This is a genomic window from Pirellulales bacterium (genome assembly GCA_035546535.1).
Classification (GTDB): domain Bacteria; phylum Planctomycetota; class Planctomycetia; order Pirellulales; family JACPPG01; genus JACPPG01.
In genome coordinates this window covers 120218-146081 of the sequence record DASZWQ010000111.1, presented here as the reverse complement: position 1 = coordinate 146081, position 25864 = coordinate 120218, and the positions used below count along the sequence as shown (strand labels likewise).

Below are 25864 nucleotides of genomic sequence, written 5' to 3'. Positions count from 1 at the left end.
CCGGGGCGTTACTCGGCGTGATACTTCTGGTGCTTGAGGGCCTCTTCCGGAGCCACAAAGGTGTATTCGATCTTTTGGCCGTCCTCGACCTCTCGCACCCCCTCCAGAACGATCTTGTCCGTCGCCTTCAGTCCGCTATCGACGACAAAAATGTCCTCCAATTCGAATTTGGTCGTGATCAGCGTCTGATGCACGACCGAGACTTCGTCGACGACCCACACGTACAGCTTGTCGAGAAACTCGAACGTCGCCCGCTGCGGAATCACCAGCGCGTTTCTCACGGGCCGGCGGATCTTGATGGTGCCGGTCTGACCGTGCCGCAGCAGGCCATGCGGATTCGGAAAATCCGCGCGGAATTTGATGTTGCCGTTCTCATTGTTGAAATCGGCCTCGATCGCGCCGATTTTTCCTGGCTCCGGGAAGATTTCGCCGTTTGCCAGCACCAGCTCGATTTTGTCGTCGGCCTCGCGCTCTTTCCGGGTGGCCATGTAATGCAGGTAGTATTTCTCCGGCACGTTGAAGTACACCCACATCGTGCTGTTGTCAGCCAATGTAGTGAGGACGTCCCCCTCCTTGACCAGGCTTCCCTCTCGCTGCAACAGGCGGTCGACAATGCCGTCGAACGGTGCTTTCACGTCGGTAAAGTTCAATTCCGCCTCGGCGTACTTTGCCTTGGCTTCGGCCTCTTCCATTTCGGCCTTCTTGAGTGACACCTCGTTCTGGGAAACGACTTTGTCCTCGGCCAATTGCTGGGTGTACTTGTATGTCTGTTGCGCGACGCTGACCTTTGCCTTTTCGGCCTCCAACTTTGCCTTGTAGAGGATGGGCAGAATCTCGAACATCATGTCGCCCTTCTTCACCGCCTGACCTTCGTGGATCGCGATCGCCTTGATATATCCACCGTCCAAGGTGCGAACCTCGATGTGACGTTGGGAGCGAATCTGGCAGACGAAGGACTCGGTGATCGTCACGTCCTCGACTTTGGGGGTGGTCACTACGATTCTTTGCTCACTCTGCGCGTCCCCTTCGTCCTGGTGAGAACTCGCACTGAATCTGCCCTCGACAAACTCTTTCAAGCGCGCAAGCGTCGTTCCGACCCCAGTGACTTTCGTCACGGCGATCACGCCACCAAGGACGAGCGCGGCGATCAACAGGCCGAGGATGACGGGGCGCCGCACGACAACGCTCATGGGTTTCATCGCACTTGTTGCTCCGAAAATCGGACTCATGACGAATGCTGCTCGCGACTGGTTTCCAGCCGGTGACATCCGGCGACCGCCCCGACGAATTGCGCCTTATACGATATGGTTGCACCTGGAATTTCGGAGCGCTCTTTGGGCGCCTCGAATCTGCGGCTTGAGAAGTTTTCAAAGAATGCGCTGCGCGAGGCTTCCGCAGGCGAGGGCAGGATCGAATTCAGGATCGAGGGGTCGCGCCGGCCCGTTTCGGCGTCCTGTCGGAATCGTTCCGAAAAAAGAGGTTAAACGACCTGGCCTTTCTCTGCCGCCGCCGACGGCCGAACCCCGAAAATCCCGATACCAGCCAGCACTCCGTTTGAAACCAACCGTGGCTCCTAAGGCAGTGTGGCGACTCAAGACAATCGCAAGTGGCGTGACGCGGTCGACAGTCGCTGGGCGACCTTGCAACGGCCATTCGCCGGACAAGTCGCGAACGATCGCGGCCACCTTCGTTTTAAGACCAGGAGAGCGACCTTTGCAATTTGGGCGAGCAACCGCGGTGCCCTTCGCGCCGATTCTCGCTGGTTCGGCTCGTTAGCCGAGAACAGCTAACTTACGCCAATCTCCGCATCGGCGCTATTTTTTTCGATAATCGGCAATCCAGGCGTTACCTCGGGGCGTATTCTCTGCGACCGCACAACAACCCCCACGATGGATGACGCTAATCCACGCATCCTCTCGCGACGCCTGAGCCTGTGATCCAAGCGGCCGGCGCTCTTCCCCCTCGGCCGGATGGCCGAGTTTCCCGTTTGTCGTCATTCACTCGTGAGCGTTCTCGCCCCGCGCGAGACCACCGACGGATGACATGCGGTTTGTACATCTTCGTGGCAATCGACCGATGAGCTGGCGGTCGGATCGCGGAGTTTATCGGGAAGGCGCTACCGGATCGGAATCGTTTGTGCTCGTACCGCGCGCTTAGGGGGCAGTTTGTACGACCGAGAATCATCGACAACTGAGAAAGCACATGAACACTTTGCATAGCTCCGCGACCAGAAAACACGTCCAGCTCGCATTCAACTCGTGCCTGCTCGCCCTTTGCGCGGCCACGTCCACTGCGGCCGCCACGGTGTGGAACGAATCGATTAATGGTGATCTTTCCAACGATCGTCTCGCCCCGACGGCAATTGCCGTGGCCGTCGGCAGCAACGACGTTATCGGATCGGTCGTGGGCAATCCGAGCGACCTCGACTACTTCACGATCAACGTGCCGACGGGCGATGAACTTTCGCAGCTTGTGCTCGAGTCGTTCACTTCGACGGATCAGCGAGGCTTCATCGGCGTCCAACACGGAACGACCTTTACCGAATCGGCCTCCGCCCCCAATGTTGCCAACTTATTGGGTTGGACGCATTTTGGCCCCGGCGCCGGCAACGTCGGCCTCGACATCCTTCCCGGCATGGGGCAAGGCCCAGGCGCGCAGGGATTTACCGCGCCCTTGGCCGCCGGATCGTACACGTTCTGGGTTCAGCAACTCGGTGCGTTGACGAACTACGACTTCAACTTCGTCGTGAAGGCGACCCCTGAGCCGGCGACCTGGGGCATGGCCCTTGTGGCCGCAGGATTCTGCGTGCTCGGTGCGGCGCACCGGCGCATGACGTCAAGCTGAGTCTCGCCCACCGCGGCACCTCTATGGGGGCGATCGCACAACGGGGGCTGTCAACCAATCATTCTGGCATCATGGAGAGAGGAACAATGACGTTTCTGTATCAGGGCAATCGGCGAACGGCCGTTCGCCTGCTCGCGATCTTTAGCCTCGTCGGCGCGCTAGCGACACAAACGCAGGCCGCCGTCATGGGCACCGTCACACTTAGCACCCAGCAAACGAGCGCACCGTTTACCTACTCGTTGACGTTGCACAACACCGGCACGTTGGCGATCGACACGCTCTGGTTCGCCTGGCTCGACAGCCCAGAAACGAACTTCATGTCTGTCGCGCCGACCGGCACAGTATCCCCCGCGAACTGGATTGGGATCACTTCGACACTTGGCGGCACCGATGGCTTTGGCATCGAATTCTACTCGTTCAACGGTGGCCTCGCGCCTGGCGGCACCTTAACTGGCTTTCAATTCACCAGCACCGAGAGCCCGGCACAGCTCGCGGGTGATGTCAACGTGCCGGGCGTGGGGCAACTGCCTGTCGCCACGACATTCCTATACAACGGCTTCGCTTTCAGTCCGAACGTCGCGCATATTACGACGACAGTCGCACCCGAACCTGCGACGATTGCCTTGGCGATACTCGGCGGCCTAGGCGTATGGCTCGCCCGCCGCCACTCGCTCAGAGCGCGCTAGGAGACTTGCGTGTGGGCCCGCGCACCCGGGACCGCGCTCTCACTGCCCCGCCAGGTTGGTGACCTCGCTCGCCGCTGGCGCGGGCGTTTTTTTTGCGCTGGCCCGCGCGATGGCGAGCGTTGCCATGGCAACTTCCAGCCGAAGTGGTTACACGGCACTAATTCTTCTCGCGGAACGGCGTGCGGCGAATCTCGGTTTCCGATCGCGGATGTCACCCGCCATACATCTGGCCCTTTTAGAGACGGACCATCACTCGTCGGGCAACAGCATTATGGCCAGCAAGGTCGCAAGCGTCTCGGTGAACAACAACCGATGCGTGGCCCCCAGCCGATAAGCAAGCTCCGAAGGAAACACCTCGCAAGCGATTTGAAATGCGGCCCACAGCCCAAGGCTGGTCATGAACGTGATCGCCAGCAGGCGTTGTCCATCTCGGCCGCGGGCGGCACGCCAGCGCCAAGCGCAAAGCGCATAAAGCGCCGCGCCGATCGTTTCCCAGACGATCACTCCGCCGAACAGAAATCCGGCAAACCAATCAGGCAAATCGAAGGGGGCGAGCACTTCCAGAATCGCGCCATAATTGCCCGATGCCCACACGAACGTGGTCGGCAAGACGTCCAGGGCCTTGAGCGCATCGGCCACGTTGAAGACCACGACCAGTCCCAGCCACACGGCCCAGAACAGCAGGAGCAGACGCTTGAGAGTGGCCCACATGGTTCGCTGTCGCTTCGGGCTGGTGTTAGGTTGCTCAGCCGGCCACGCGCAGCGCCGGGCGGCGGATTCTTTCGGCGTCGGCAGCGATATGCCTTAGATAGTCGCCGTAGCTGTTTTTTAGCGGCTTGGCGAGGGCCAGCAAATCGTCGGCCGTGATGAATCCCATGTGATGGGCGACTTCTTCCAGGCAGGCAATTTTCAAACCTTGCCGCTGCTCGACGGTTTCGATGAAATTGGCCGCCTGGATCAACGACTCGTGCGTGCCGGTATCGAGCCAGGCAAAGCCGCGGCCGAAACTTTCGACGTGTAACGTGTGTTGTTCAAGGTAGGCCCGATTGACGTCCGTGATTTCCAACTCACCGCGTGCCGAGGGTTTCAGCCCGGCCGCGATATCGAGCACTTTGTTGTCGTAAAAATACAATCCGGTCACGGCCAGGTTCGAGCGCGGGCGGGCCGGCTTCTCTTCAAGCGACAGAGCCTTGCCCGTCGCGTCCAACTCGACCACTCCATAACGCTCCGGATCGCGCACCTGGTAAGCAAATACCGTGGCGCCCTGCGGCCGCGCGACGGCGCGGGCCAACATCTTCTGCAGGCCGTGGCCGTAAAAGATATTGTCCCCCAGCACGAGCGCCACGTGATCGTCAGCGACGAACTCGCGGCCGATGATGAAGGCTTGGGCCAGCCCCTCGGGCTTGGGTTGCACGGCATAGCGAATCTCGATACCCAGCCGGCTACCGTCGCCCAACAGGCGTTCGAAATTGCCGATGTCCTCGGGCGTCGAGATCAGCAGCACTTCGCGAATGCCGGCCAGCATGAGGACCGACAACGGGTAATAAATCATCGGCTTGTCGTAGACCGGCAGCAATTGCTTGCTAACGGCCATCGTGACCGGATAGAGCCGCGTGCCGGACCCGCCGGCGAGGATGATGCCCTTCGGACAGTGTGAAGTCGGCATATTCAGGCACTCGCGCGCAAAAGACCAAGACGTTGACGACGATACGAGCCGCTGGTGACACGCTCGACCCACTCGCGATTGTTGCGATACCAATCCACGGTCAGCGCCAGGCTGGATTCGAAATCTTGCCGCGGTTGCCAGCCGAGGTCGCGGCGGATCTTGCTGGCGTCGATGGCGTAGCGCCGGTCATGCCCCGGCCGATCGGCCACGTGCGTAATCAGTGAACGGCAGGGCGCATGCGGCAATTTGGGAAGCTCGCGATCGACGAGCATGCAGATTCGCTCGACGATCGTGAGATTCGCGCGTTCGCAGTCTCCGCCGACGTTGTAAGTTTCGCCTGGCGTCGCGCCGGCCAGCACGCAGCGGATGGCACGGCAATGATCCTCGACGTACAGCCAATCGCGGATTTGCTGCCCATCGCCATAGACCGGCAGCGGCTTTCCCTCGATGGCGTTGAGGATCATCAGCGGAATCAGCTTTTCGGGAAACTGGTACGGTCCGTAGTTGTTCGAGCAGTTCGTGATCAAGGTCGGCAGGCCGTACGTGTGGTGGTAAGCACGCACGAAATGGTCGCAGGCGGCCTTGCTGGCCGAGTAAGGCGAATTCGGCGAATAGGGCGTCGTCTCGGTGAATTGCCCCGTGCTGCCGAGCGAACCGTAAACCTCGTCGGTCGATACTTGCAGAAAGCGAAACGCGCCGCGCTCGCGCGGCGACAAAGCATTCCAGTAGCTGCGCGCGGCGTCGAGCAGTTGAAACGTGCCCACGACGTTGGTGTGGACGAATTCGGCGGGCCCGTCGATGGAGCGATCGACGTGCGATTCGGCGGCAAAGTTGACGATCGCGCGCGGGCGATGCTGTTCGAGCAATCGCGCTACAAGCGCTCGGTCGCCAATATCCCCTTCGACGAACAGGTGGCGCGGATGGCCGGCGACCGGTTCGAGCGAATCGAGATTGCCAGCGTACGTCAGCTTGTCGAGATTGACGAGCGGATCTTCTTCTTCGGCCAGCCATTGCCGGACAAAGCAACTGCCGATGAAGCCAGCACCGCCTGTAACCAAGACCGTTGCCATCGCTGCCTCGCGCCGACCAAGACCGGCGCGCCTGTTACGTTTCTGGATCGGCGTTTCGTTGTCGCGCGTGAAGTAGGGGCGCGCCGACGAAACTTATTGCGGGGGCAGCGTTATAGCAGCGAAATCGCACAATCGACAAGATCGCTGGCTGGCCTCTGCTACAGCGGCGATAGCAGTCGCGTCACGATCCAGGGCAAGAGGCCTACGAATCGACCGCCGGCCGCCCCCAAACATAGAAACTGCTCTGGACGCTGTTCGAGCGTTTTGGCAGAAAGACGCCGCGCTAAAACGCCAGCCTTATCCAACCCACTGCTAGCACGCATGAAGACCATCTCCGCCAAACTGCCGGGCGTCTTGTTGATCGAACCGCGCACCTTCCGCGACGAGCGCGGCTACTTCCTCGAGACTTGGCACCAGGAGCGCTATCAGGACTTGGGCCTGCCCACGAACATGGTGCAGGACAACATGTCCTGGTCGAAGCGCGGGGTGTTGCGTGGCTTGCACCTGCAATACCCGGCCCCGCAAGGCAAGCTGGTCTATGTGCTGTCGGGACAAATCTTCGACGTCGTGGCGGATGTGCGCGTCGGCTCGCCACATTTCGGCCGCTGGATCGGGTTTGATCTGTCGCTGGAAAATGGCCGTCAACTGTACGTGCCCCCCGGCTTCGCGCATGGTTTTTGCGTGGTCTCGGCCACCGCGCTCGTGGCGTACAAGTGCAGCGACTTCTACCGTCCGGAATGCGAGATCGGCATCGCCTGGAACGACCCGGCCTTGGCGATCGATTGGCCGCTCGCGCTACCGACGTTGTCGGCCAAGGACGCGCGGCTGCCCCGGCTGCACGACCTGGCGACGGGCAGTCTCCCTTCTTATGCGGAATTCGCCGACACAAGCTTTGGGACTCGTGTGCATTCGCACGCGGCGTGAGCCGCGGCGGCGTGCCTCGCGACCGGTGCGAATTTGATCCCAATCTGTGCGATAAAGCTGCCTGCGGTAGCGGCGCAAGCGAAGTAATTGACGCGGTGCGACACCCCTTGAGCGGAAAGAGAGCATACGTGACCGGTTATGTCGCGGAAATCTGGCGACTGCGGCATTTCTGGTTGGCGCTGGTGCGCGTCGACTTGAAACGCTGCTACCGGCATTCCATTCTGGGGCTCGGCTGGTCGCTCTTGTTGCCGCTGTCGATGACGATCGTGCTGTGTACGGTCTTTGCGAAGCTCTTCAACGTCGACGTGCGAACCTTCGCGCCGTATCTGCTAGCAGGGCTCACGGCATGGAACTTCCTGACATCGGTCATGACGCAGGGGTGCCAATCGTTCCTGCAGGGTGAGTCGTACATCCGGCAGCATCCCGCGCCGCTGGCAATTTATCCCTTGCGCACCACGCTGGGGGCGAGCATTCATTTGCTGGCCGGCCTGGTCGTCGTGCTCGCGCTGTCCTGGTGTCTGAACGGATTTAGCAACGTGCCGGCGCTCGTGAGCCTGGTTCCCAGCCTGGCGCTATTCTTCATCCTGGCCTGGTCGCTGGCCGTGTGCATGGGCGTGCTGAACGTATTGTTCCAGGACATTCAGCATTTGATCCAGGTGCTGCTGCAGGTCGTATTCTACGTCACGCCGATCATGTACCCGGCCAATGTGCTGCGCGAGCGCGGCTTGAACTGGGTGCTCGTGTTCAATCCGATCTCGGCCTACTTGGAACTGATCCGGGCGCCATTGATCGAAGCCAAGCTGCCGCCGGTTTCGGCCTATGGGGCCGCGCTGTTGACGGCGGCCGTGGCAGCCGGTGCCGCGTGCCTGCTGCTGTCACGGTTCGAACGGAAGATGATCTTTTATTTGTAACAAGCGCAGCCAGGTCGCGCGTTCCATTTCGCCCGAGGCTACTTCGCCAGAGCGGTCCATGACTTTGATCTCGCTGGAAAATGTGAGCCTCCAGTTCGTCGTGCGGCAGCATGGACGAATCAGCTTCAAGGAATACCTGCTCAGCGGCATGTTCCGCCGCCGCGCGAACAATCAGTTTCTGGTCAAAGCGCTGAACAACATCAACCTGTCGATCAGCGAGGGAGAACGGGTCGGCATCATTGGCCACAACGGCGCCGGCAAAAGCACCATGCTCAAGCTCATGGCCGGCGTCTATCCGCCCACCGAGGGGCGCCGCACGGTACACGGCCATATCAGCTCGCTTTTCGACATCGCGCTCGGCTTCGAAATGGATGCCACCGGCTGGGAGAACATCCAGTATCGTGGTTATCTGCTGGGCGAAACGCCTCGCTCGATCCGCGCCAAGATGCAGCCGATCGCCGACTTCAGCGAGCTGGGGCGGTTCCTCGACGTGCCGGTGCGATACTATTCGGCCGGCATGCTGGTGCGTTTGGCCTTCTCGATTTCGACCTCGATCGAGCCTGATATTCTGATCGTCGACGAGGTGCTCAGTGCCGGCGATATGGAGTTTCAGGCCAAGGCCCGCGCGCGGATGAAAGCACTGATAGCAAGCGCTCGGGCCGTGGTCATCGTCAGTCATGACATGTCGTCACTAGCGCAACTGTGCGACCGCGTGCTATGGCTCGACCACGGCACGATTCGCCTGGCTGGACCGACGGCGCAGGTCATCGCTGCTTATACCGAGCAGGCCACGCAGGCCGCGCGAACGCAGGCGGCCTAGCACCCTGTTGAAAAAAGCCCTCGTGGCTTTTTTCAACCTTGCCAAGTGCGAAGCAAAGCTTCGCACGACTCGCAAAATAACGACTTACGTCGATATTTTGCCATCGCATCCCTGCGATGTCGCAGCCCGTTGAGTTCTTCAACAGGCTGCTAGTCTCGTCGCGGCGGCCGCAGGTCGCAGTGCCTGCAACGCGCCTATGCCGAATGGCAGACGACCGCCCGGCTGATCCGGTCTTGTTCCCCAGGCGACAGGTGGGATATCTTGCCGCCACGTCGAATGGCAGTTCGGGTAAGCGTTGACGCCTGGCGTCGATGCGGCCAAGACGGAGCGCGGGGCAAAAGCGTAGCGATCCACCGTACGCGTACCACAGGCCCGAACTGCCGTGACTTTCTGCCCCAGCGATCGACCGAATCACTTCGGCATCTGTCCAGCGCGCCACGCCTTCGTTTGTGGTCTTTTTCTGCGCGCGCTGCGGTCAGCGATGCCAGGATGCGTCGCTGTTCTCAGCTTGTGCAAACAGCCTGCGCCGGGGGGCCAGCGATGAGCCGCTGCCTCGTGGTCCTGGGAATGCATCGCAGTGGCACCTCGTGTGTCACGCGCATGCTGCACCACTTGGGCGTGTACTTGGGTGAGAACTACTGCACCGAACCGATGGCGAGCAACTTGATCGGCCATTGGGAAGCCCGCGACGTCGTGGCCATCAACGACGAAATATTGTCACAGTCGGGCGGCACCTGGCAGAATGTGCCGGCGAGCCTTGCCTGGAATACCGATTGCGAAAACAGAATGAGCCGCCTGTTGGCGCAGTTCGCCGCGCGGCCGCTGTTTGGCTGGAAGGATCCGCGCACTACGATCACCTTCCCAGCCTGGCAACGGCATTTGCCGGACTATGCCCTGTTGGCGTGCGTGCGGCACCCGTGGGCCGTGGCGCAAAGCCTTGCCGTGCGCGACGGACTCGACCTCGAAGAAGGACTGCGGTTGTGGACGATCTATAACCAGCATCTCTTGCGGCATGTTGCGACCGCGAAACACGTGTTCTGGTTCCCCTACGACCAGTCGCAGGCTGTCGTGCACGCGCACTTGCAGCGCCTGTGCGAGCACTTGCAGTTGCGCTGGAACTGCGAAACCGCCGCGCTATTCAACCCATATCTTTGCCACAATCGGGTTGACGATCGAGAACTCGTCGGCACCGAGGCGCTTTCCCTTTACGAGAAGCTGGTAAACATGTCGCGAGCGTCGCTCGGAGCGCAAACGGACGCCTGGACACCGCCCATTTCCGTCATTAGCGATTCGTTACCAGACAAGCCCTTGCTCGGCGAGCAGAACATCGCCGTGTCGCGCGAGCAGACGCTGCACGAGGTTCTACGGCAGGTGAACGCGGCGCAGCAAATGCAAACCCGCCGCATGCAGGCGTTGGAACGTGCGGCCGCGGCGAGCCTCGAGCGCATGGCAGCCCTCGAAGAACGGCTGACGCGCAGTATCGAATACAGCACGAAAATCGAGCAGCGACTGTTTGACCTGCAATCGCGTATGCCCAGCACCGTGATACGCCGGTGGTTGGGTCGTATACCTGGCCTGCGACCCGCATACCATGTTCTTCGGCGCGCGTCAGCGACCGGATCAGCGAGACGGAAGGGCCGCACCATCGAGATTAATGAAGAGGCGGAATCCCAGGGGGGACCGGCAGAACTCTGTGCCTGAATCCGGTGCGGATGACAGTTGAGCCACGGCTACAGAACGCAGCCAGCCCCGGAGGATTTCACGGTTCCTAGCGCGTGGGCCTGGCCATCTCGGCTGATCGCGCGATCGAATCGAGCGCCTGCGGCCGAACCTGCCCGAAGTACCAAGGCTCGGCCACGGGCATGCAAAACTCTTTGCCGCGCAGTCGCATGTATTCAGCGTGAAATTCACTCCACGGCGACGTGCTCGCGTTAGTTGCCACACCTCCATGCACCTGGTGAAAGGTCCCTTCGCCCAATAGAACGATCAACTGGCTGTCGGGCAATTCGCACGCGCGGACGTAGGTATCGAGATTCACCAGTCCGCCACCGGCCGCGGCAAAGCCTTCGTCGAAGCCGCCCAGTTCTTGCCAGTCGGCGGCGTGCAAAAACAACGCGTTCGATTCCGAGACCGGTCGAAACCAGCCCGCCGCCGATGAGCCCGCGAATACCGAGATATCGAACAACCGATAACCATCTTCGTGCCAGCGAGCATTCGCGAGCAGGCCGTCTTCGACTTGTTGGTTGTACCCCTTGGCGACGCTCTGCATCTGCACCTCCGGTCCCAGGTGAAAGCCGAGCGAGGCGATCACGGGGCGCGGGCAGAGCCGCGCCGCGGCCAGCGCGTTGGCAAGCAAGCCGGGCGACGCGATGCGTGCGCCATCGATCATCACGCCGATCAACTGTCCTCGCGCGCGCCGAAGCGCTTTGTTGATGGCGCCCGCCGGTGAAATGCGCGGGTTTTCGATGCGCATAATCTCGACATTCCTGCACCACGCGGAATACGCACGGATATCCACCGGCGGCGACGAACCATTGTCGACCACCAGGATTTCATAATCCTCGGGCGCGATACGCAATTGCATCGTAGGCCCAAGCGAGCGAAGCGTCCGGGGCAGTTCGCGCTCCATGTTATAGGCAACGACAATCACGGAAAGGCGCAAGGGCTGCATCGGTCGGAAATCTCTCGCGTTGAATGCTTGGCTCAAACCGCGGCGCGAAACGCCGCCACAATCGTTTGAATGGCCGAACGTGGGTTGGCGGACTCACGCGCTTCGCGAACATCCGCGAGCAGTGTCCCGATTCGAGGATCATCAGGCGCCCAGGCGTCTTGGCGCGAAAGCACGCAGGCAGGAATGTGCCCATCATCGAGTTCGACAAACTCCTGCACGAGCCTGTCGTACTGGCGCGACAAGGTGTGGTTCGCCACGTCAAGTCCGAGCACCAGCAGCATGCCGGTCGGCCACGTGTCGCAGGGAATCAAAAGCAAGTCAGGGCGGTACTTGCGCAAACAGACCACGATTTTCCAGATGTCGCCGGTCCACACGCGCGTGCGACGGTCGCGCGCGGCCTGCCAAGGGTGCCCAGGAAAAATGTCGTCGAAGACGACGACCGTCCCTGGGTGCGCGCGCCGCTCGATGTTCAGAAAATCGCGCAGGGCAAACTCGAACCAGTGCATGCCGTCGATAAAGGCCAGGTCCAAACCTGCGGACAATAGATCGTCGGCACGCTGCGCAAAGAAATCATCGCTGGTTTGAGAAACGACCTGTATGGTCGCGGCGAGCAAGGCGCCGATCTCGGGAGCGGGGTCGACGCCCAGGGCCCGGCAATTGGCCAAGACCAGGCTGTTGCCGTGCCGGATGCCGATCTCGAGATAGAACCGTGGCGCAAGCCGGGCGTGCAGCGCGCGGAGGAATTCCAGGTGGGTCTGACGGCCACGCGTCGCCTCAGCCTCCGCAGGCGCGGCGAAGTCCGTGACGCCGAGATGCGGCGTGCCAACCGGAGAATCAAGGTGCGACACATGCGGCCCGTCGTGCGCGTTCGGCTGCGAAGGTAAGGACGTCGACCGATCGCCCACGCGCCTTTGAGAATGCATAAACCGGCGGTTCTCCTCATGGCCCCAAGACTCGGGGGCCTGTGAACTCGTGGCGCCCCCGCAACTTGCCAGCCCACCGAGGCATCCCGAACCGCCATCGGTCGTTCGGACGGCAACGTAACAGATCGCCTTGGAAGCTGGCAATGGAGGACGGTCCGCGACGCCTCCGCGCGGCTGACCGATGCTAGCAACGGAACGAGCAATCCGTGTTGACCTCGCTCGCGAGGATGGGCTACAAACTTGCGGCGCATTGCCGGCTGCTCGCATCTGCTAGCACCACGTGGCGACGCGCGTGAGGGGGGAGGTTCAATGTGTCCGTAAATTCGCACAATATCGATCGAGCAACTCGCCCGGGCGGTCGTCGTCCCGGCTTGCGCGCGAGGGTGCGCCAACTGCGCGACTCGCTTTTGCCACTCGGTTCGCCGCGGCGCGAACGGGTGAAGCATCTTCGCGATGTGCTACTCCACGGCTGGTGGAAATACCGGCAAGGCACGGCCAGCAGCCGCGCCAATCGCGAAGTCCTCTCGGTCATGGAAAGCCCGGTCAGCCAATTGTCGGGCAGCAGCCTGCGCTTGGTTTTGTTCTTCGCCGGCGGCGGCACCGGCGAGTCGTTCCGCTACCGGGTGCAAAACGTGATCGCAGGCTTGCACGGCGAAGGCGTGCTCGGCAAGGTGTTCGACTCTTCGCATCCGATCGAGCTCGACATCCTTGGGCTCGCCGATTTGATCGTTGTCTTTCGCTCGATCAAAACGCCGGCCCTGGCGGAAGTGCTGGCCGAGGCGCGGCGGCTGAAGATTCCGGTCGTCTTCGACGTCGACGACCTGGTGTTCGAGCCGGAAAGCATCCATCATGTCGACGGCATTCGCGGCTACTCGCCCGAGCAAGTCGCCGAGTATCGGCGCGGCGTGTGCGGCTATCGCGAGATGCTGCTCGAGGCCGACGCGGCGACCTGCACGACAAGCTTCTTGAAAGAACGCATCGAGCGGCTGGGAAAACCGGCCCACGTCATTCCGAACACGATCAACGACGAGCAATTGGCCGTCGCGCGGCAGTGGCCCGCCACAAAGGCGGAATCGCCGAGAACGCGGATCGGCTATTTCTCGGGCTCGGCCACGCACAATAAAGACTTTCTTGAAGCCGCCGGCGCCGTGGCCCGCGTGATGCGCGAGCGGCCTGAGGTGGAATTCCTGATCGTGGGGCCATTGGAATTGCCGGCCGACTTCGCGGGCTTCGAGAGCCGGATCATTCGCAAGCGGTTCATGTCCCCCTTGGACATGTTGCGCGAGCTGGCGACGGTCGACATCAATATCGCGCCGCTGGAACTCGACAATCCCTTCACCGCCGGCAAGAGCGAGCTGAAGATCTTCGAGGCGGCCCTCGTCGGTGTGCCGACCGTCGCGTCGGCGACCGATAGCTACGGCCAGTGCATCACGCACGGCAAGGATGGCTTCGTTGCGGCCACCCCGGCCGAATGGTTCGCGGCGCTCGATCGCCTGGTCGCCGACCGCAAGCTACGCATCGAGATGGGACGCGCAGCCACGGCCCGTTTCGTACCGCGATTCTCGATTCATTCCTGCGCCGCGGCAATCGTGGACGTTTATCACACGATCATCGAGGCGGCGAACGACGGCCCCTGCGACTTGAATTGCTTGGACATCGCCTGGATCGTGCCGCAGCCTTCGGCCGGCTCGGGCGGACATCGCAACATCTATCGCGCGGCCAAGAAGCTGAGCGAATTCGGCCATCGCGTCACGCTGTACCACACCGAGACCCAAGACGATTCGACGAAAGAATTCGTCTGCCAGAACTTCTACGACCTGTCGGAGGTGGATTTCGTGCGCTATCGCGGCACGACCGGGCGTCACGACGTCTGCTTCGCCACGCACTGGTCAACGGCCTACTGCCTGCAGGCGAATCGCCACCGCGTTCGCCATCCGTTCTACTTCGTGCAAGATTTCGAGCCGATGTTCTACCCCATGGGTTCGGAGTACATCCTGGCCGAGAACACGTATCGGCTGGGGTTCACGCACGTCACGAGTGGCCCGTGGCCCAAGACGGTGCTGGAGCGCGAGTACAGCCGGGACGCCCACGAGTTTTATTTTCCGATCGATACGTCGATCTACGGACCAGGGACGCGCACGGTGCGGCACCGGCGCGTATTGTTCTTCGCGCGTCCGGAGTGGAATCGCCGCTGCTACGAGCTGGGGATCGCGATGCTGGCCCAGTTCGCGCGGCGCAATCCCGACGTGGAAATCGTGCTGTACGGCTCGTCGAAGATCGAGAGCGAAACGGTTCCGTTTCCGCACGCCAACTTGCAGATGCTGCCGAGCTTGCAGGCGCTGGCCGAGCTTTATCGCAATGCGGATCTGGGAATTGTCTTCTCGACGACCAATCCCAGCCTGGTGCCGTACGAGATGATGGCCTGCGGTCTGGCCGTAGCCGACATCGGGCGTGACGCCGCGGCCGTGAATTATGGCGGTGAAGAGAACATCTTTTTGCTGAATCCCTCGCCCGACCTGATGGCTCGCGAGGTGCAGCAGATTCTGGCAGACGACGTCGAGCGTGCCCGCCGCGCCGCCAATGGCATGGCTTACGTCCAAGGGTTTCCGGATGAGGTGGGGATGGCGCGGCGCATCGAGGAAATCGTCCGGCAAACGATTCGCAAAGCACACCGGCGGGCGAAACTCGCCGCTCATGGCCCGATAGGGCCGCCAGGAAAAATTATCCGCGACGCGGCCGCCTAAGCGTCGAACGAGGGATCGTTCGCAGGAAGTTTTCGTCATGCACATTCTGGTAACCGGCGGAGCCGGTTTCATTGGCAGCCATCTGATCGAGGCGCTCTTGGCGCTCGGGCATGACGTCGCGGCGGTCGACAATTTCTCGCTGGGGAGCCATGAGCAGCTTGCGCACCTCGCTGGACAACCGCGCTTTCGCTTGCACCCGCTCGACATTCTGGACGCCGCCGCTTTCGGCGCGGTGATGGGCAGCGAAAACTTCGATTGCGTATTCCATCTGGCTGCCAACTCGGATATCGCGCGCAGCCACGACGACCCGGGCGTCGATTTCCGTAACACGCTGGAAACAACGTACACCGTGCTCACGGCGATGCGCACGCATGGCGTGAAGCAGATCGTGTTCGCCTCGACGTCAGCGATCTACGGCGACGCGGCCTGTGCGCTCGATGAAAATCACGGCCCGCTCTTGCCCGTATCGCACTACGGCGCAGCGAAGCTGGCCAGCGAGGCTTTTATTTCCAGTTTCGTGGCCAATTATGGCATGCAGGCCTGGATCGCCCGGTTTGCCAATATTGTCGGCGAGCGGGCCACGCACGGCGCGCTTTTCGACTTTATCAACCGGCTGCGTCGCGACCCTGACCATTTGCCGGTGCGCGGCAACGGCGAGCAGGCAAAGCCTTATCTGTACGTCAAGGAACTCGTCGAGGCGCTCTTGTTCATCTGGCAAAACGCCGATGACCCCTTGAACGTCTTTAACGTCGGCGTCGATTCGCGCACCAGCGTCAAGCAAATCGTACGCACCGTGACCGACGAGATGCGCGTTGCCCCCGAAGTGCATTATGAGAAGAGCGCCACGGGCTGGGTGGGGGACGTGGCACAGGTCCGTTATCGCGTCGACAAGTTGGGGGCGTTGGGTTGGCACGCGCGGCGTACGTCGGACGAAGCCGTGCAATGTGCCGTGCGCGCCATGCTGGAGACATCATCATGAAACTGGTCATCATCGCTGGCGGCAAGGGCACCCGTCTCGGCACGGCAAACGTTCCCAAGCCGATGACGAAAATCGGCGATCGCAGCGTGCTCGAACATCAATTGGCCCTCGCGAAACGTTACGGCATCCGCGAGGTGATCGTGATCTCGGGGCACCTGGCCAACATGACTTTCGATCATTTGCGCGACGGCGCCACGCGCGGCATGAGGATCACACACCTGATCGAGCCCTATCCGTTGGGCACGGCCGGCAGCCTGGCACTAGCCAAGCACTTGCTCACGGATCGCTTTCTGGTGTTTTACGGCGACGTGATGCTCGACATGGACCTGGGACGGCTCATCGCCTTCGATCGCGAATCGCACGCGCTTGCGACCTTGGTCGTGCATCCGAACGACCATCCGCAAGACAGTGATCTCGTGGAAATCGACGATCAGGCGCGCATCGTGGCATGGCACAAAAAGCCCCGCCCCACGGGCACGTGCCACCGCAACGTGGTCAACGCGGGCGTATACGTGTGCTCTCCCGAGATTTTCCAGCACCTGGCCTTTGGCGAATCGTCGGACTTCGGCCGCGACGTCTTTCCGGCGCTAATCGCACGCGGGCAGTTGGTCGCCGCTTACAACTCGGCCGAGTTCGTCAAAGACATGGGCACGCCCGACCGGCTCGCCGAGATCGACCATGCTTATCGCACGGGGCGCATCGCGCGCATGAACCGGGCGCACCGGCGACGGGCGATCTTTCTCGATCGCGACGGCGTGGTGCTGAACTTCGTCGATCACCTGGCTAAGCCTGACGATGTCGTGCTGGCACGCGGCGCGGCCGAGGCGATCCGCCAGATCAATGACAGCGAACACCTGGCCGTTATGGTCACCAACCAGCCGATGCTGGCCAAGGGAATGCTGACCCACGAAGGACTCGAGCGAATACACGCACGCATGGAGACGTTGCTGGCCGCTGAGTGTGGCGCTTACCTGGACATGATCTATCACTGCCCGCACCATCCCGAGCGCGGCTTCGACGGCGAGGTGGCCACGCTGAAGATCGATTGCGATTGCCGCAAACCGAAGCCGGGCATGCTGCTCGAGGCGGCGCGGCAATTGAACGTCGATTTGCCAGGATCGTGGATGATCGGCGATACCGATGCGGATCTGCTGGCGGGCCAAAAGGCCGGCTGCCAGACGATCCTGATCGATCCGCGGCCGGCGCGCACGGCGCGTGGCGGCGTGGCCGCGGACCTCTCCTCGGCCGTGCAGTTGATCCTTGGCAAGACGGCCGAAATCGCGCGGGGGAAAGTCGCATGATTATTTCACGCACGCCACTGCGCATCAGCTTTGCCGGGGGAGGAAGCGACTTCAAGGAATTCTACGCCCAGCATGGTGGCGCCGTGCTGAGCGTGGCGATTCGCAAGTATGTGTACCTGTCGCTACACCCGATGTTTCATCGTCAGAAGATCTTTTTGAAATACTCCGAGAGTGAGCTGGTTGACTCGGTGGCGGCCATTCGCCACCGCATCATTCGCGAAGTCTTCAGCCTGTACAGCATCAGCGGCGTCGATTTCAACTCGAGCGCCGATGTGCCGGCCGGCACGGGGCTCGGGGGCTCGTCGGCGTTCACCGTTGGATTAATCCAGCTGTGCAACGCCTACACGAACCAGGTGATGTACCGCCGCGACATCGCCGAGCAGGCGTGCCACGTCGAAATTGAGCGGCTCGCCTCGCCGATCGGCAAGCAGGATCAATACGCCGCCACGTTCGGCGGCATGAACTACTTTCGTTTTCGCAGCGATGGCCGCGTGGATGTGCAGCCGATCTTCCTCGACGGCGTGACGCGGGCCCGCCTGCAATCGCGGCTGCGGATGTTCTACCTGGGCGAAACCCGCGCCGCGAACAGCGTGCTGGCCGAGCAGCAAAAGAACCTGGCCGAAGATGCCCGCGTCGTCGCCAACGTCAAACGCATGGTGCGGCTGGCGGACGAGCTGCGCGTCTCGGTCGGCAACGGCCACCTCGACGAATTCGGCGACATGCTGCACACCGGCTGGATGTACAAAAAGGAAATGGCGCGCACGATCTGCAACGATCGGATCAACCATTTCTACGACCTGGCCATGAAAAACGGCGCGCTCGGCGGCAAATTGCTCGGAGCGGGCCAGGGCGGCTTCCTGCTGTTCTATGTGCCCGAGTCCGAGCAGGATCGTCTGCGCCGGGCACTGGCCGAGTTGGATGAATGCGAAGTCGAATTCGACGACGCCGGCACCACGATCATTTACGACGACCGATCCCACATGCCTGACCTGGCCAAGGTGGCTTAGCCACACAACAACACCGTGGCCTGGCCACACAACAACACCGTGGCCTGGCCACACACCGATCCCGCCGCTTAGCCCGCCCCCCGCAAACGCCGGAAAGAAAAGCGCCGCCCGACGGCACGCCCCACTTTTCAAGGAAGAAACACGATGGCCCTACCCAAGGATCCGACGCTTTACCCACCGTCGCGCTGGGCGCTGCACTCGGTCTATCAACCGCTGCCGTTTTCGCCTGCGTACTTGGAAACGCTGCAGGCCATGCAGAACGACCCGCACGCGCCTGGCCACTCGGACGCGGGCATTCGCAATCTGCTGTTCAGCTTGACGTTGTCGTTCAAGCCCGACTCGATCCTGGAACTGGGCACGCATATCGGCTCGGCCGCGATCGTCCTCGGCGAAGCGCTGCGGTTGAACGATTTCGGCAAGGTGTACACCGTCGAGCCGACGAACGAGTGTCATGCCAAGGCCAGTGGTTACGTCAAGCGGGCTGGACTGGAGAAGCAGGTGACCTGCATCAAGGGGTTCAGCTACGAGGAGTCGGTTCGTAAGCAGCTCGCGCAGGCCGCGCCATTTGAAATCATTTACGTCGACGCCTGTCATGACTTCGACGCCGTGTTCGCCGAGATTCAATACTTCAGCACGATTCTGCGTGACGATGGCCTGATGATCTTCCACGACACGTCGCTGCACGCCCAATCGTACGACACCAAGAACCAAGGAGGCGTGCGGCGGGCCATCGTCGAGGCCTGTGGCCGGGCGCCGGAGTTGGTGCCGATCTTCTTCGAGTGGCCGTACTGGTTGAACAACTGCGGCGCCGCAATGGTGTGCAAGCAATCGATCGTCAATCGCGAAGCCTTCGCCTCGCGGCAAGGTCTGGAGAATTTCGTGGGGCCCGGCCCGCAACATACGCGCATGGCGGGCCCGGCCGGGTTGCGCCGCGTTGCAAGGCGGTTGCTGCGGCGTGGAGTTTAGCCAAAGCGTGCTCACGCGGCACGTGAGCACAGCAACTGAAGTGATGGCGTGATCTGAGTGCGTGGGGGGTCGGCATGACGACAATCGAAGGCAGTATCTCGGTCGTCATCACGGCGCACGACGAGGGGAAACTTGCGCATCGCTCGGTGCGCGGCGCGCTGCGCTCCGTTCGGGCCGCCCAGCGGCTTTGCGGCGCGGAACTGCGCATCGAACTAATCGCGGTGCTCGATGCCCCCACGGCCGACACGGTCGCTTATTTTGATCGGCACGCCGCCCATTTTTCACGGATTCATCGCGTTGCTTTCAAGGATCGGGGTCTGGCGCGGAATTACGGCGTCGAGCGGGCTGCCGGCCGTTACATCGCGTTTCTGACCGCGACGGACCTGGTTTCGGAGAACTGGCTGGCCGCGGCTCACGAGCAGGCGCGCTCAGCCGGTGAAGAACGCGCGGTCTACCATCCGCAATTCAGCCTGCTGTTCGGGCAGCATCCGAAGCTGATCGAGCACCTCGATCAGCGCCACCCAGGTTTTGAAACTTGGAATCTCTTCTCCGACGCGTGTTGGACCGGCCTGTCCTTCGCGACACGCGAACTGTTGCTCGAAGTTCCTTACGCTCCCGCCCCGGCGGCCGACGGCTGGGGGCATGCCGATTGGCATTGGAACTGCGAAGCGATCGCCGCGGGCGCGACACATCAGGTTGTGCCGGGCACCGTTCATTTTCTGCGCGGCCGCGACGACGCATCACAGCAAGGCCGCGCACCGGACGCGGCTCGATTAATGCCGCCAACACGGCTATGGGACCTACACGATGAGGCTGATAGCTCCAGCCGCATCGCAACGGCCTCTCAGTCGAAATCGAAGCGCAGTGACCGGTGGACGAATCTCGGTTCGAAGATGGAAACGCTTTTGCGAGCCCAATTGTATGACCGACCACGGTTGCGCGCGGCTGTTCGGCGCATCAATTCTGCCGCGCGAGCCTTCAACGCAGCACGAACGACATTAGCGTGCCGCGATAACATCGGCACGCCCTTGCCCGATTGGCTTGTCGCTGAGTGGCGGGCCCAACACGAAATCGAGCCGGCGCTGCGGCCCACGGCCGATCGCGGCGCGGCCATTTCGCGGCACCGGCCGACCTTGTCGGCCGCGGCACATGTGTATCGGCAGGCGACCGGGCTGTGGCAACCCGATCGCACACATGTTTTCTTGCTTCCCTGGATGAAACGCGGCGGGTCGGACCTGGTGGTGCTGCATCAGATGCGCGCCTTGGCCGAATTGGGATGCGACCGCCAACTGTGTCTGACCACCGAGGCGTGCGATTCGCCCTGGCTTTCGGAATTGCCGCCGCGGACCGCGGTGCTGGAGTTCGGCAAGCTGGCCGCGCACCTGACCGACGAGGCGCGATTGCAGGTCCTCTCTCGATTGCTCGTGCAGCGTAACCCCAGTCACGTGCATTGCATTAACTCGGCGTTGGGGCTGAAATTGTACGCGCGGCACGGCGCGGCGCTAATGTCGATGGCGCGCCTGTTCGCATCGATGTGGTGCCCCGATTATTCGGTCGAGGGGTACGGCGGTTACGCGTTCGAGTACCTGCCCGCGATCTTTCCGCACCTGACGGGCGTGTTCTGCGACAACCGTCGTTTCGTCGACGAGTTAGTTGAGACGTACGACTTCGAACGCGCCCGCTTCCAGGTGCTCGATTTTCCGACGCGGGTCACGGTGCGGCCGCGGACGCCGGCCTCAGTCGATCGACTGCAGGTGCTTTGGGCCAGCCGGTTGGATCGGCAAAAGCGTCCCGACGTGCTGTTACGCATCATCGAAGCGTGTCGAACGCTGCCGATCGATTTTCATATTTTCGGGGCGCCGGCGCTCGAAGCGAATCGCTATCCGGCGCGGTTGCGCGCTTGTCCGCACGTGACGTATCACGGTGAGTACGACGGTTTCGGTTCTCTGGCGACAGAGCAATTCGACGCGTTTCTGTATACAACCGCCTGGGACGGCTTGCCCAACGTGTTGATGGAAGCCATGGGAGCCGGACTGGTGTGTGTGGCGCCGGACGTGGGAGGAATTTCGGAACTGCTCTCGGGCGACAACGGGTATCTTGTCAGCGGGACCGAGGCGGTCGACGAGTACGCGCGAGTGCTCGACGAGCTGTGCCAGAATCGCGACCGCGTCAAGGAGCTGCGCCGCTTGGGTCCGGAATACATCGCTCGGCACCGCAACTGGGCCCGCTTTGTCGAGCAAGTGAGAAGCAATCGGCTCTATGCTACGCCTGGCGCCATGGTGGCTCGGGTGGCTGCGTGAGATGACGATGCGAATTTTCTCGACTTCAACAAACCTTGATGCAGCGACACCGGCCCTACCCGGCAGTCCATATGTTGCGCCAGCGAACCCAAGTGTGGCGTCAGCCGGGCAGCAGAAAGTTGCGGCGGTCGACGTGCAGGCATGGCCGCTGTTGGACGTCTCGCTGGTCACATACAACTCGAGTGGCTGGCTGCCGAAATTCTTCAACAGCCTGCTCGCGCAGGATTACCCGGCGAGCCGGATCCGCGTGCTGGCGACCGACAATAGTTCGTGCGATGGCTCGCACGAGGTGCTACAGGAATTCGCGCGGCAGCACGGCGCCAAGTTCGCTGGCGTAGTTGTGACGCGGCAGGCGAATCGCGGGTTCGGGGCCGGGCACAACGCGAACCTGCGATCGGCGGCGGCGGACTATTTCCTGGTCACGAACGTCGATCTGGAATTCGAGCGCGAAACGCTGGTGCGACTGGTCGATCAGGCAGCACACAGCCCGAGCGATGTTGCCAGTTGGGAGTGCCGGCAGAAACCGTACGAGCATCCGAAGTATTATCATCCCGCGACGCTGGAAACGACCTGGTGTTCGAGCGCGTGCGTGCTGTTGCGTACGACGGCGCTACGGCAAGTAGCCGGCTACGACGAAAAGTTGTTCATGTACGGCGAGGACGTCGATCTGTCGTACCGCCTACGCGCGTGCGGCTATCGATTGCTCTATTCGCCACGGGCCGTGTGTTGGCACTATGGTCACACGCCGGGCGAGCCGCGGGAGACCGAGTTCCTCGGCATCTCGCTGGCGAACATGCTTTTGCGCTTGCGCTTCGGCGGATGGCGTGAGCGCCTGCGCATTCCGCTCGTTTACTTTTCGCGGTGGTGGATCGTGTTGTTCCATCCGCGGTACGCCTGGGCGTTGCTCAAGCTGGTTCCGAAGTTCCTGCGGCTGGCGCCTGCCTTCGTGCGCAACCGGCGGCCATCGGCGGCTGCATTTCCATTTCGTGGCGTGGGATACGAGATTGCCCGCGATCGGTTTGCTCTCGAACAAAAGCGTTCGCAGCGGACCGACTCGCCACTTGTGTCGATTGTCGTCCGCACGTACGCAGGCCGGCTGGGATATCTGCGCGAAGCCGTGGCGAGCGTGCTGAACCAGACGTATCCGCGCATCGAGCTCGTCGTCGTTGAAGATGGCGAGACGGGCTTCGCGGCCGAGTTTCTGCGCGAATGCGAAGCAAAGACCACTTTCGCGATTCGCTACGTGTTGTCGCCCAGGGCCGGAAGATGCCGCGCGGGGAACGCGGGCCTGGATGTCGCGCGCGGGGCATATCTGGGCTTCCTCGACGACGACGACTACTTTTTTGCCGACCATGTCGAAACGCTCGTGGCGCAACTGCTCGACAGTCCAAACTGCGCGGCGGCCTACGCAGCGGCGTGGGAAATTGCCACGCAAACGGAATCGGCCGAACCGCTCGTGTACGAAGAGCGCTCGCGGCGCACGATTTACCGGCAGCCGTTTTGCCGCGGGTTGCTCTGGCAGCGGAATTACATCCCGATCCAATCGATCTTGTTCGATCGCCGGCTTTACGAGCGGCACGGCGGTTTCGACGAATCGCTCGAACTGCTCGAAGATTGGAACCTGTGGACGCGGTACTCGCTCGACGCGGAATTCGTCTTCGTCGACAAAACGACGTCCGGCTATCGCGTGCCCGCCGACGCGCGACTCGAGCGCGAGCGCACCGCGAAGTTCCACGCTTACTACCAGGTCGCCAAGCAAAAACAGCTGGCGATCCTGGCCGCGGTCGATCGGCCGACGGCGGCGGCGCTCGAGGAGCAGATGCAAGAGCACGCCAGGACTACGGCGCTTGTGCCGCGGGCATGGCAATATCTACGCGATCGGGGATTGCGCGCCGCAATGGTCCGCACCGCTCGCGAATTGGGAATCCGGTTCGGGTTTTGCTGACACGTGCAAAAGGATAAACCATGTTCAATCCTCTCGACTATCAAGCGGCGCTCGTGATGCCGCAGCGGTTGGTCCATTCCGCCTGGCTGGAACACGTCCCCTTCGGCATGGCGATTGTCGAGATGACCCGGCCAAACCTGGTGGTCGAGTTGGGCGTTCATCTGGGCGTGTCGTACTGCTCGTTTTGCCAGGCGATCGATCAGTTGGGTATCGACGCCCGTGCGTACGGCGTGGATACGTGGGAAGGGGATGAGCACGCCGGCTTCATGGACCCGGTCGTGCTGAACGACTTGAAGCAACATCATGATCCGCTCTACGGCCGATTCTCGTCCCTGATACAAAGTAAGTTCTGCGACGCCGTGCACCGCTTCGGCGACGGCACGATCGACCTATTGCACATCGACGGCTTTCACTCCTACGACGCCGTGAAAGAGGATTTCGACACCTGGCGCCCCAAGATGAGTCCTCGCGGCGTGGTGCTGATGCACGACATCCGCGCACGGCTTCCGGGCTTTGGCGTCTGGCAATTGTGGGACGAGATCGAGGCCCACTATCCGACGTTCGCCTTCGACCACCAGTACGGGCTCGGCGTGATCGCCGTCGGCAGTGACATTCCGGCCGAGATGCGCGTGCTGCTCGATGCCACGCCCATCGAGCGCGGCCGGATTCGCCGCTACTTTTCCCAGATCGGCGAGCGCCTGACGAGCCGGCTGGAAAACCTGTGTCTGAAGCACAGGATCACGGAGTTCAAAGCCCGCGAGGCGGCGCCGCCCGTTGAAGCAACCGGCGAGGCCGTGGCGTAGCGGCATGGATTTGCGTCGGTTCTCGGTGCGGCGTTCGCCATTCGTTATAATGGCGCCGGTTATTTACGCCCGAACCGACGGATCGTGTGGCCGGCCATGGATGATTGGATTTTGGCGCTCAACGGCGGGTCGTCGAGCCTGAAGTTCGCAGTGTTCGCGCCGGGCGAGCCCCCGACGCGACAATTTTCCGGGCGGATCGAGCGCGTCGGGCAGCAGGCATCGCTCTTCACGCGCTGTGCCACGGGCGAGGCGAGCGCTGCGCAGCCGGTCGAGGCGCCGGATTTGGAGAGCGCCGCAAAGATCTTGTTTGACCGACTGGGCAAGCAATTCGATCTGGGGCGGCTTCGCGGCATCGGCCACCGCATCGTACACGGCGGAGCCGATTTCACGGCGTCGCAATCGATCACGCCTGCGATGCTCGACGAGTTGCGGCGCCTCGCGCCTTTGGATCCCGAACATCTGCCCGGCGAGATCGCGCTGGTCGAGGCTTGCCAGCGGCGGCTGCCGAAGGTCGCCGAGATCGCCTGCTTCGATACGGCATTTCATCGCGACCTGCCGCGCGAAGCGCGATTACTGCCGATTCCGCTGCATTTCGAACGCGAGGGAATCCGCCGCTATGGTTTTCATGGTCTGTCGTACAGTTTTTTGATGGAAGAGCTGGCGCGCCTGGCGGGGCCCGAGCGTGCGCGAGGGCGGGTCGTACTCGCCCATCTTGGCAGCGGCGCGAGCATGGCCGCCGTGCGCGACGGACACTGCGTGGATACAACGATGGCGTTCACGCCCACGGCCGGGCTGGTGATGGGAACGCGTACCGGCGACCTCGACCCGGGCGTGTTTGTCCACTTGCTTCGGCAAAAGCACATGACGGCCGACGCGATCGATGAGCTGGTGAACCGGCAATCGGGGCTGCTGGGGCTCTCGGAAACGATCGCCGACGTGCGCGATTTGCTGGCACGACGTGTGACGGATCCGCGCGCTCGCGACGCTTTGTCGGTCTTTTCTTACCAGGCGCGAAAATGGATTGGCGCGCTGGCCGCCGCACTCGGCGGGATCGATACGCTGGTATTTGCCGGTGGGATCGGAGAAAATTCGGTCGAAACGCGCGCCGAAATCTGTCGGGAACTGGGCCACTTGGGCATTGCTCTAGACAACGTCCAAAATGCGACCGGCCAGGGAATGATTTCTGCACCTGACGCACGGTGCCAGGTATGGGTCATCCACACGGATGAAGAATCGATGATTGCACGCGAGGTCCAGCGGCTGCTCGACGAGCCTGAAAGCCGTTAATTCCTCGCGCGTTTCAC

At 61.9% G+C, this 25864-nt stretch carries 21 protein-coding genes; 15 read left to right on the top strand and 6 right to left on the bottom strand.

The window, feature by feature from the left end:
• Positions 1-8 precede the first annotated feature (8 nt).
• Positions 9-1190: an efflux RND transporter periplasmic adaptor subunit gene (locus VHD36_14230; protein ID HVU88475.1), complete on the bottom strand. Its 1182-nt coding sequence runs from the start codon at positions 1188-1190 to the stop codon at positions 9-11.
• A 1012-nt stretch (positions 1191-2202) separates the two neighbouring features.
• Between VHD36_14230 and VHD36_14225 the strand changes: the two genes are divergently transcribed.
• Complete coding sequence (locus VHD36_14225; GenBank protein HVU88474.1) at positions 2203-2844, top strand: PEP-CTERM sorting domain-containing protein; 642 nt, start codon at positions 2203-2205, stop codon at positions 2842-2844.
• Between the two features lie 86 nt (positions 2845-2930).
• Complete coding sequence (locus VHD36_14220) at positions 2931-3530, top strand: PEP-CTERM sorting domain-containing protein (protein ID HVU88473.1); 600 nt, start codon at positions 2931-2933, stop codon at positions 3528-3530.
• A 249-nt stretch (positions 3531-3779) separates the two neighbouring features.
• On the opposite strand, the gene VHD36_14215 is transcribed toward VHD36_14220, so the two are convergent.
• The 3 genes from VHD36_14215 to rfbB are packed head-to-tail and all read right to left on the bottom strand — an operon-like array spanning position 3780 to position 6266.
• Positions 3780-4241, bottom strand: a complete 462-nt coding sequence (locus VHD36_14215; GenBank protein ID HVU88472.1) for a hypothetical protein — start codon at positions 4239-4241, stop codon at positions 3780-3782.
• 34 nt (positions 4242-4275) lie between these two features.
• Positions 4276-5196: a glucose-1-phosphate thymidylyltransferase RfbA gene (gene rfbA / locus VHD36_14210; GenBank protein ID HVU88471.1), complete on the bottom strand. Its 921-nt coding sequence runs from the start codon at positions 5194-5196 to the stop codon at positions 4276-4278.
• Between the two features lie 2 nt (positions 5197-5198).
• Positions 5199-6266, bottom strand: coding sequence for a dTDP-glucose 4,6-dehydratase (gene rfbB / locus VHD36_14205; GenBank protein HVU88470.1), 1068 nt, complete (start codon positions 6264-6266; stop codon positions 5199-5201).
• Positions 6267-6587: 321 nt separating this feature from the next.
• On the opposite strand from rfbB, the gene rfbC reads away from it, so the two are divergent.
• From rfbC to VHD36_14185, 4 genes are all read left to right on the top strand, one after another.
• On the top strand, positions 6588-7190 hold the full coding sequence (gene rfbC, locus VHD36_14200) for a dTDP-4-dehydrorhamnose 3,5-epimerase (GenBank protein HVU88469.1): 603 nt from the start codon (positions 6588-6590) through the stop codon (positions 7188-7190).
• A 128-nt stretch (positions 7191-7318) separates the two neighbouring features.
• Complete coding sequence (locus VHD36_14195) at positions 7319-8101, top strand: ABC transporter permease (GenBank protein ID HVU88468.1); 783 nt, start codon at positions 7319-7321, stop codon at positions 8099-8101.
• 58 nt (positions 8102-8159) lie between these two features.
• Positions 8160-8921 (top strand): ABC transporter ATP-binding protein, encoded by a 762-nt coding sequence (locus VHD36_14190; protein ID HVU88467.1) that lies wholly within the window; start codon positions 8160-8162, stop codon positions 8919-8921.
• 540 nt (positions 8922-9461) lie between these two features.
• A complete protein-coding gene (locus VHD36_14185) occupies positions 9462-10622 on the top strand; it encodes a sulfotransferase (protein HVU88466.1) in 1161 nt (386 codons plus the stop codon).
• Positions 10623-10689: 67 nt separating this feature from the next.
• Here VHD36_14185 and VHD36_14180 read toward each other — a convergent pair whose 3' ends face one another.
• Entirely contained in the window at positions 10690-11592 is a 903-nt protein-coding gene (locus tag VHD36_14180) for a glycosyltransferase family A protein (GenBank protein ID HVU88465.1), read from the bottom strand.
• Positions 11593-11624: 32 nt separating this feature from the next.
• Complete coding sequence (locus VHD36_14175) at positions 11625-12440, bottom strand: class I SAM-dependent methyltransferase (protein ID HVU88464.1); 816 nt, start codon at positions 12438-12440, stop codon at positions 11625-11627.
• Positions 12441-12826: 386 nt separating this feature from the next.
• Here VHD36_14175 and VHD36_14170 point away from each other — a divergent pair, with 386 nt between their 5' ends.
• The 9 genes from VHD36_14170 to VHD36_14130 all read left to right on the top strand — a co-directional run bounded on the left by VHD36_14170 (position 12827) and on the right by VHD36_14130 (position 25847).
• The gene (locus VHD36_14170; protein ID HVU88463.1) at positions 12827-15259 is read left to right on the top strand and encodes a glycosyltransferase; all 2433 of its coding nucleotides are present in this window, start codon (positions 12827-12829) and stop codon (positions 15257-15259) included.
• 37 nt (positions 15260-15296) lie between these two features.
• Entirely contained in the window at positions 15297-16238 is a 942-nt protein-coding gene (locus tag VHD36_14165; GenBank protein HVU88462.1) for an NAD-dependent epimerase/dehydratase family protein, read from the top strand.
• Positions 16235-17539, top strand: a complete 1305-nt coding sequence (locus VHD36_14160; GenBank protein HVU88461.1) for an HAD-IIIA family hydrolase — start codon at positions 16235-16237, stop codon at positions 17537-17539. Before VHD36_14165 ends, VHD36_14160 begins: the two co-directional genes overlap by 4 nt.
• Positions 17536-18546: a GHMP kinase gene (locus VHD36_14155; GenBank protein ID HVU88460.1), complete on the top strand. Its 1011-nt coding sequence runs from the start codon at positions 17536-17538 to the stop codon at positions 18544-18546. The genes VHD36_14160 and VHD36_14155 overlap by 4 nt, the downstream gene beginning before the upstream one ends.
• Positions 18547-18690: 144 nt before the next feature.
• Entirely contained in the window at positions 18691-19512 is an 822-nt protein-coding gene (locus tag VHD36_14150) for a class I SAM-dependent methyltransferase (GenBank protein ID HVU88459.1), read from the top strand.
• 74 nt (positions 19513-19586) lie between these two features.
• Positions 19587-21812 (top strand): glycosyltransferase, encoded by a 2226-nt coding sequence (locus VHD36_14145; GenBank protein HVU88458.1) that lies wholly within the window; start codon positions 19587-19589, stop codon positions 21810-21812.
• A gap of 94 nt (positions 21813-21906) precedes the next feature.
• On the top strand, positions 21907-23757 hold the full coding sequence (locus tag VHD36_14140; protein ID HVU88457.1) for a glycosyltransferase family 2 protein: 1851 nt from the start codon (positions 21907-21909) through the stop codon (positions 23755-23757).
• Between the two features lie 20 nt (positions 23758-23777).
• On the top strand, positions 23778-24560 hold the full coding sequence (locus VHD36_14135; protein HVU88456.1) for a class I SAM-dependent methyltransferase: 783 nt from the start codon (positions 23778-23780) through the stop codon (positions 24558-24560).
• Positions 24561-24656: 96 nt separating this feature from the next.
• Positions 24657-25847 (top strand): acetate/propionate family kinase, encoded by a 1191-nt coding sequence (locus VHD36_14130; GenBank protein HVU88455.1) that lies wholly within the window; start codon positions 24657-24659, stop codon positions 25845-25847.
• Positions 25848-25864 lie beyond the last annotated feature (17 nt).

Coding starts and splice junctions, on each gene's coding strand:
- rfbC (HVU88469.1), top strand. CDS start 6,588: ATGAAGACCATCTCCGCCAAACTGCCGGGCGTCTTGTTGATCGAACCG.
- VHD36_14230 (HVU88475.1), bottom strand. CDS start 1,190: ATGAGCGTTGTCGTGCGGCGCCCCGTCATCCTCGGCCTGTTGATCGCC.
- VHD36_14145 (HVU88458.1), top strand. CDS start 19,587: ATGACGACAATCGAAGGCAGTATCTCGGTCGTCATCACGGCGCACGAC.
- VHD36_14180 (HVU88465.1), bottom strand. CDS start 11,592: ATGCAGCCCTTGCGCCTTTCCGTGATTGTCGTTGCCTATAACATGGAG.
- VHD36_14155 (HVU88460.1), top strand. CDS start 17,536: ATGATTATTTCACGCACGCCACTGCGCATCAGCTTTGCCGGGGGAGGA.
- VHD36_14160 (HVU88461.1), top strand. CDS start 16,235: ATGAAACTGGTCATCATCGCTGGCGGCAAGGGCACCCGTCTCGGCACG.
- VHD36_14190 (HVU88467.1), top strand. CDS start 8,160: ATGACTTTGATCTCGCTGGAAAATGTGAGCCTCCAGTTCGTCGTGCGG.
- VHD36_14225 (HVU88474.1), top strand. CDS start 2,203: ATGAACACTTTGCATAGCTCCGCGACCAGAAAACACGTCCAGCTCGCA.
- VHD36_14220 (HVU88473.1), top strand. CDS start 2,931: ATGACGTTTCTGTATCAGGGCAATCGGCGAACGGCCGTTCGCCTGCTC.
- VHD36_14165 (HVU88462.1), top strand. CDS start 15,297: ATGCACATTCTGGTAACCGGCGGAGCCGGTTTCATTGGCAGCCATCTG.
- VHD36_14135 (HVU88456.1), top strand. CDS start 23,778: ATGTTCAATCCTCTCGACTATCAAGCGGCGCTCGTGATGCCGCAGCGG.
- VHD36_14150 (HVU88459.1), top strand. CDS start 18,691: ATGGCCCTACCCAAGGATCCGACGCTTTACCCACCGTCGCGCTGGGCG.
- VHD36_14130 (HVU88455.1), top strand. CDS start 24,657: ATGGATGATTGGATTTTGGCGCTCAACGGCGGGTCGTCGAGCCTGAAG.
- rfbA (HVU88471.1), bottom strand. CDS start 5,196: ATGCCGACTTCACACTGTCCGAAGGGCATCATCCTCGCCGGCGGGTCC.
- VHD36_14215 (HVU88472.1), bottom strand. CDS start 4,241: ATGTGGGCCACTCTCAAGCGTCTGCTCCTGCTGTTCTGGGCCGTGTGG.
- rfbB (HVU88470.1), bottom strand. CDS start 6,266: ATGGCAACGGTCTTGGTTACAGGCGGTGCTGGCTTCATCGGCAGTTGC.
- VHD36_14185 (HVU88466.1), top strand. CDS start 9,462: ATGAGCCGCTGCCTCGTGGTCCTGGGAATGCATCGCAGTGGCACCTCG.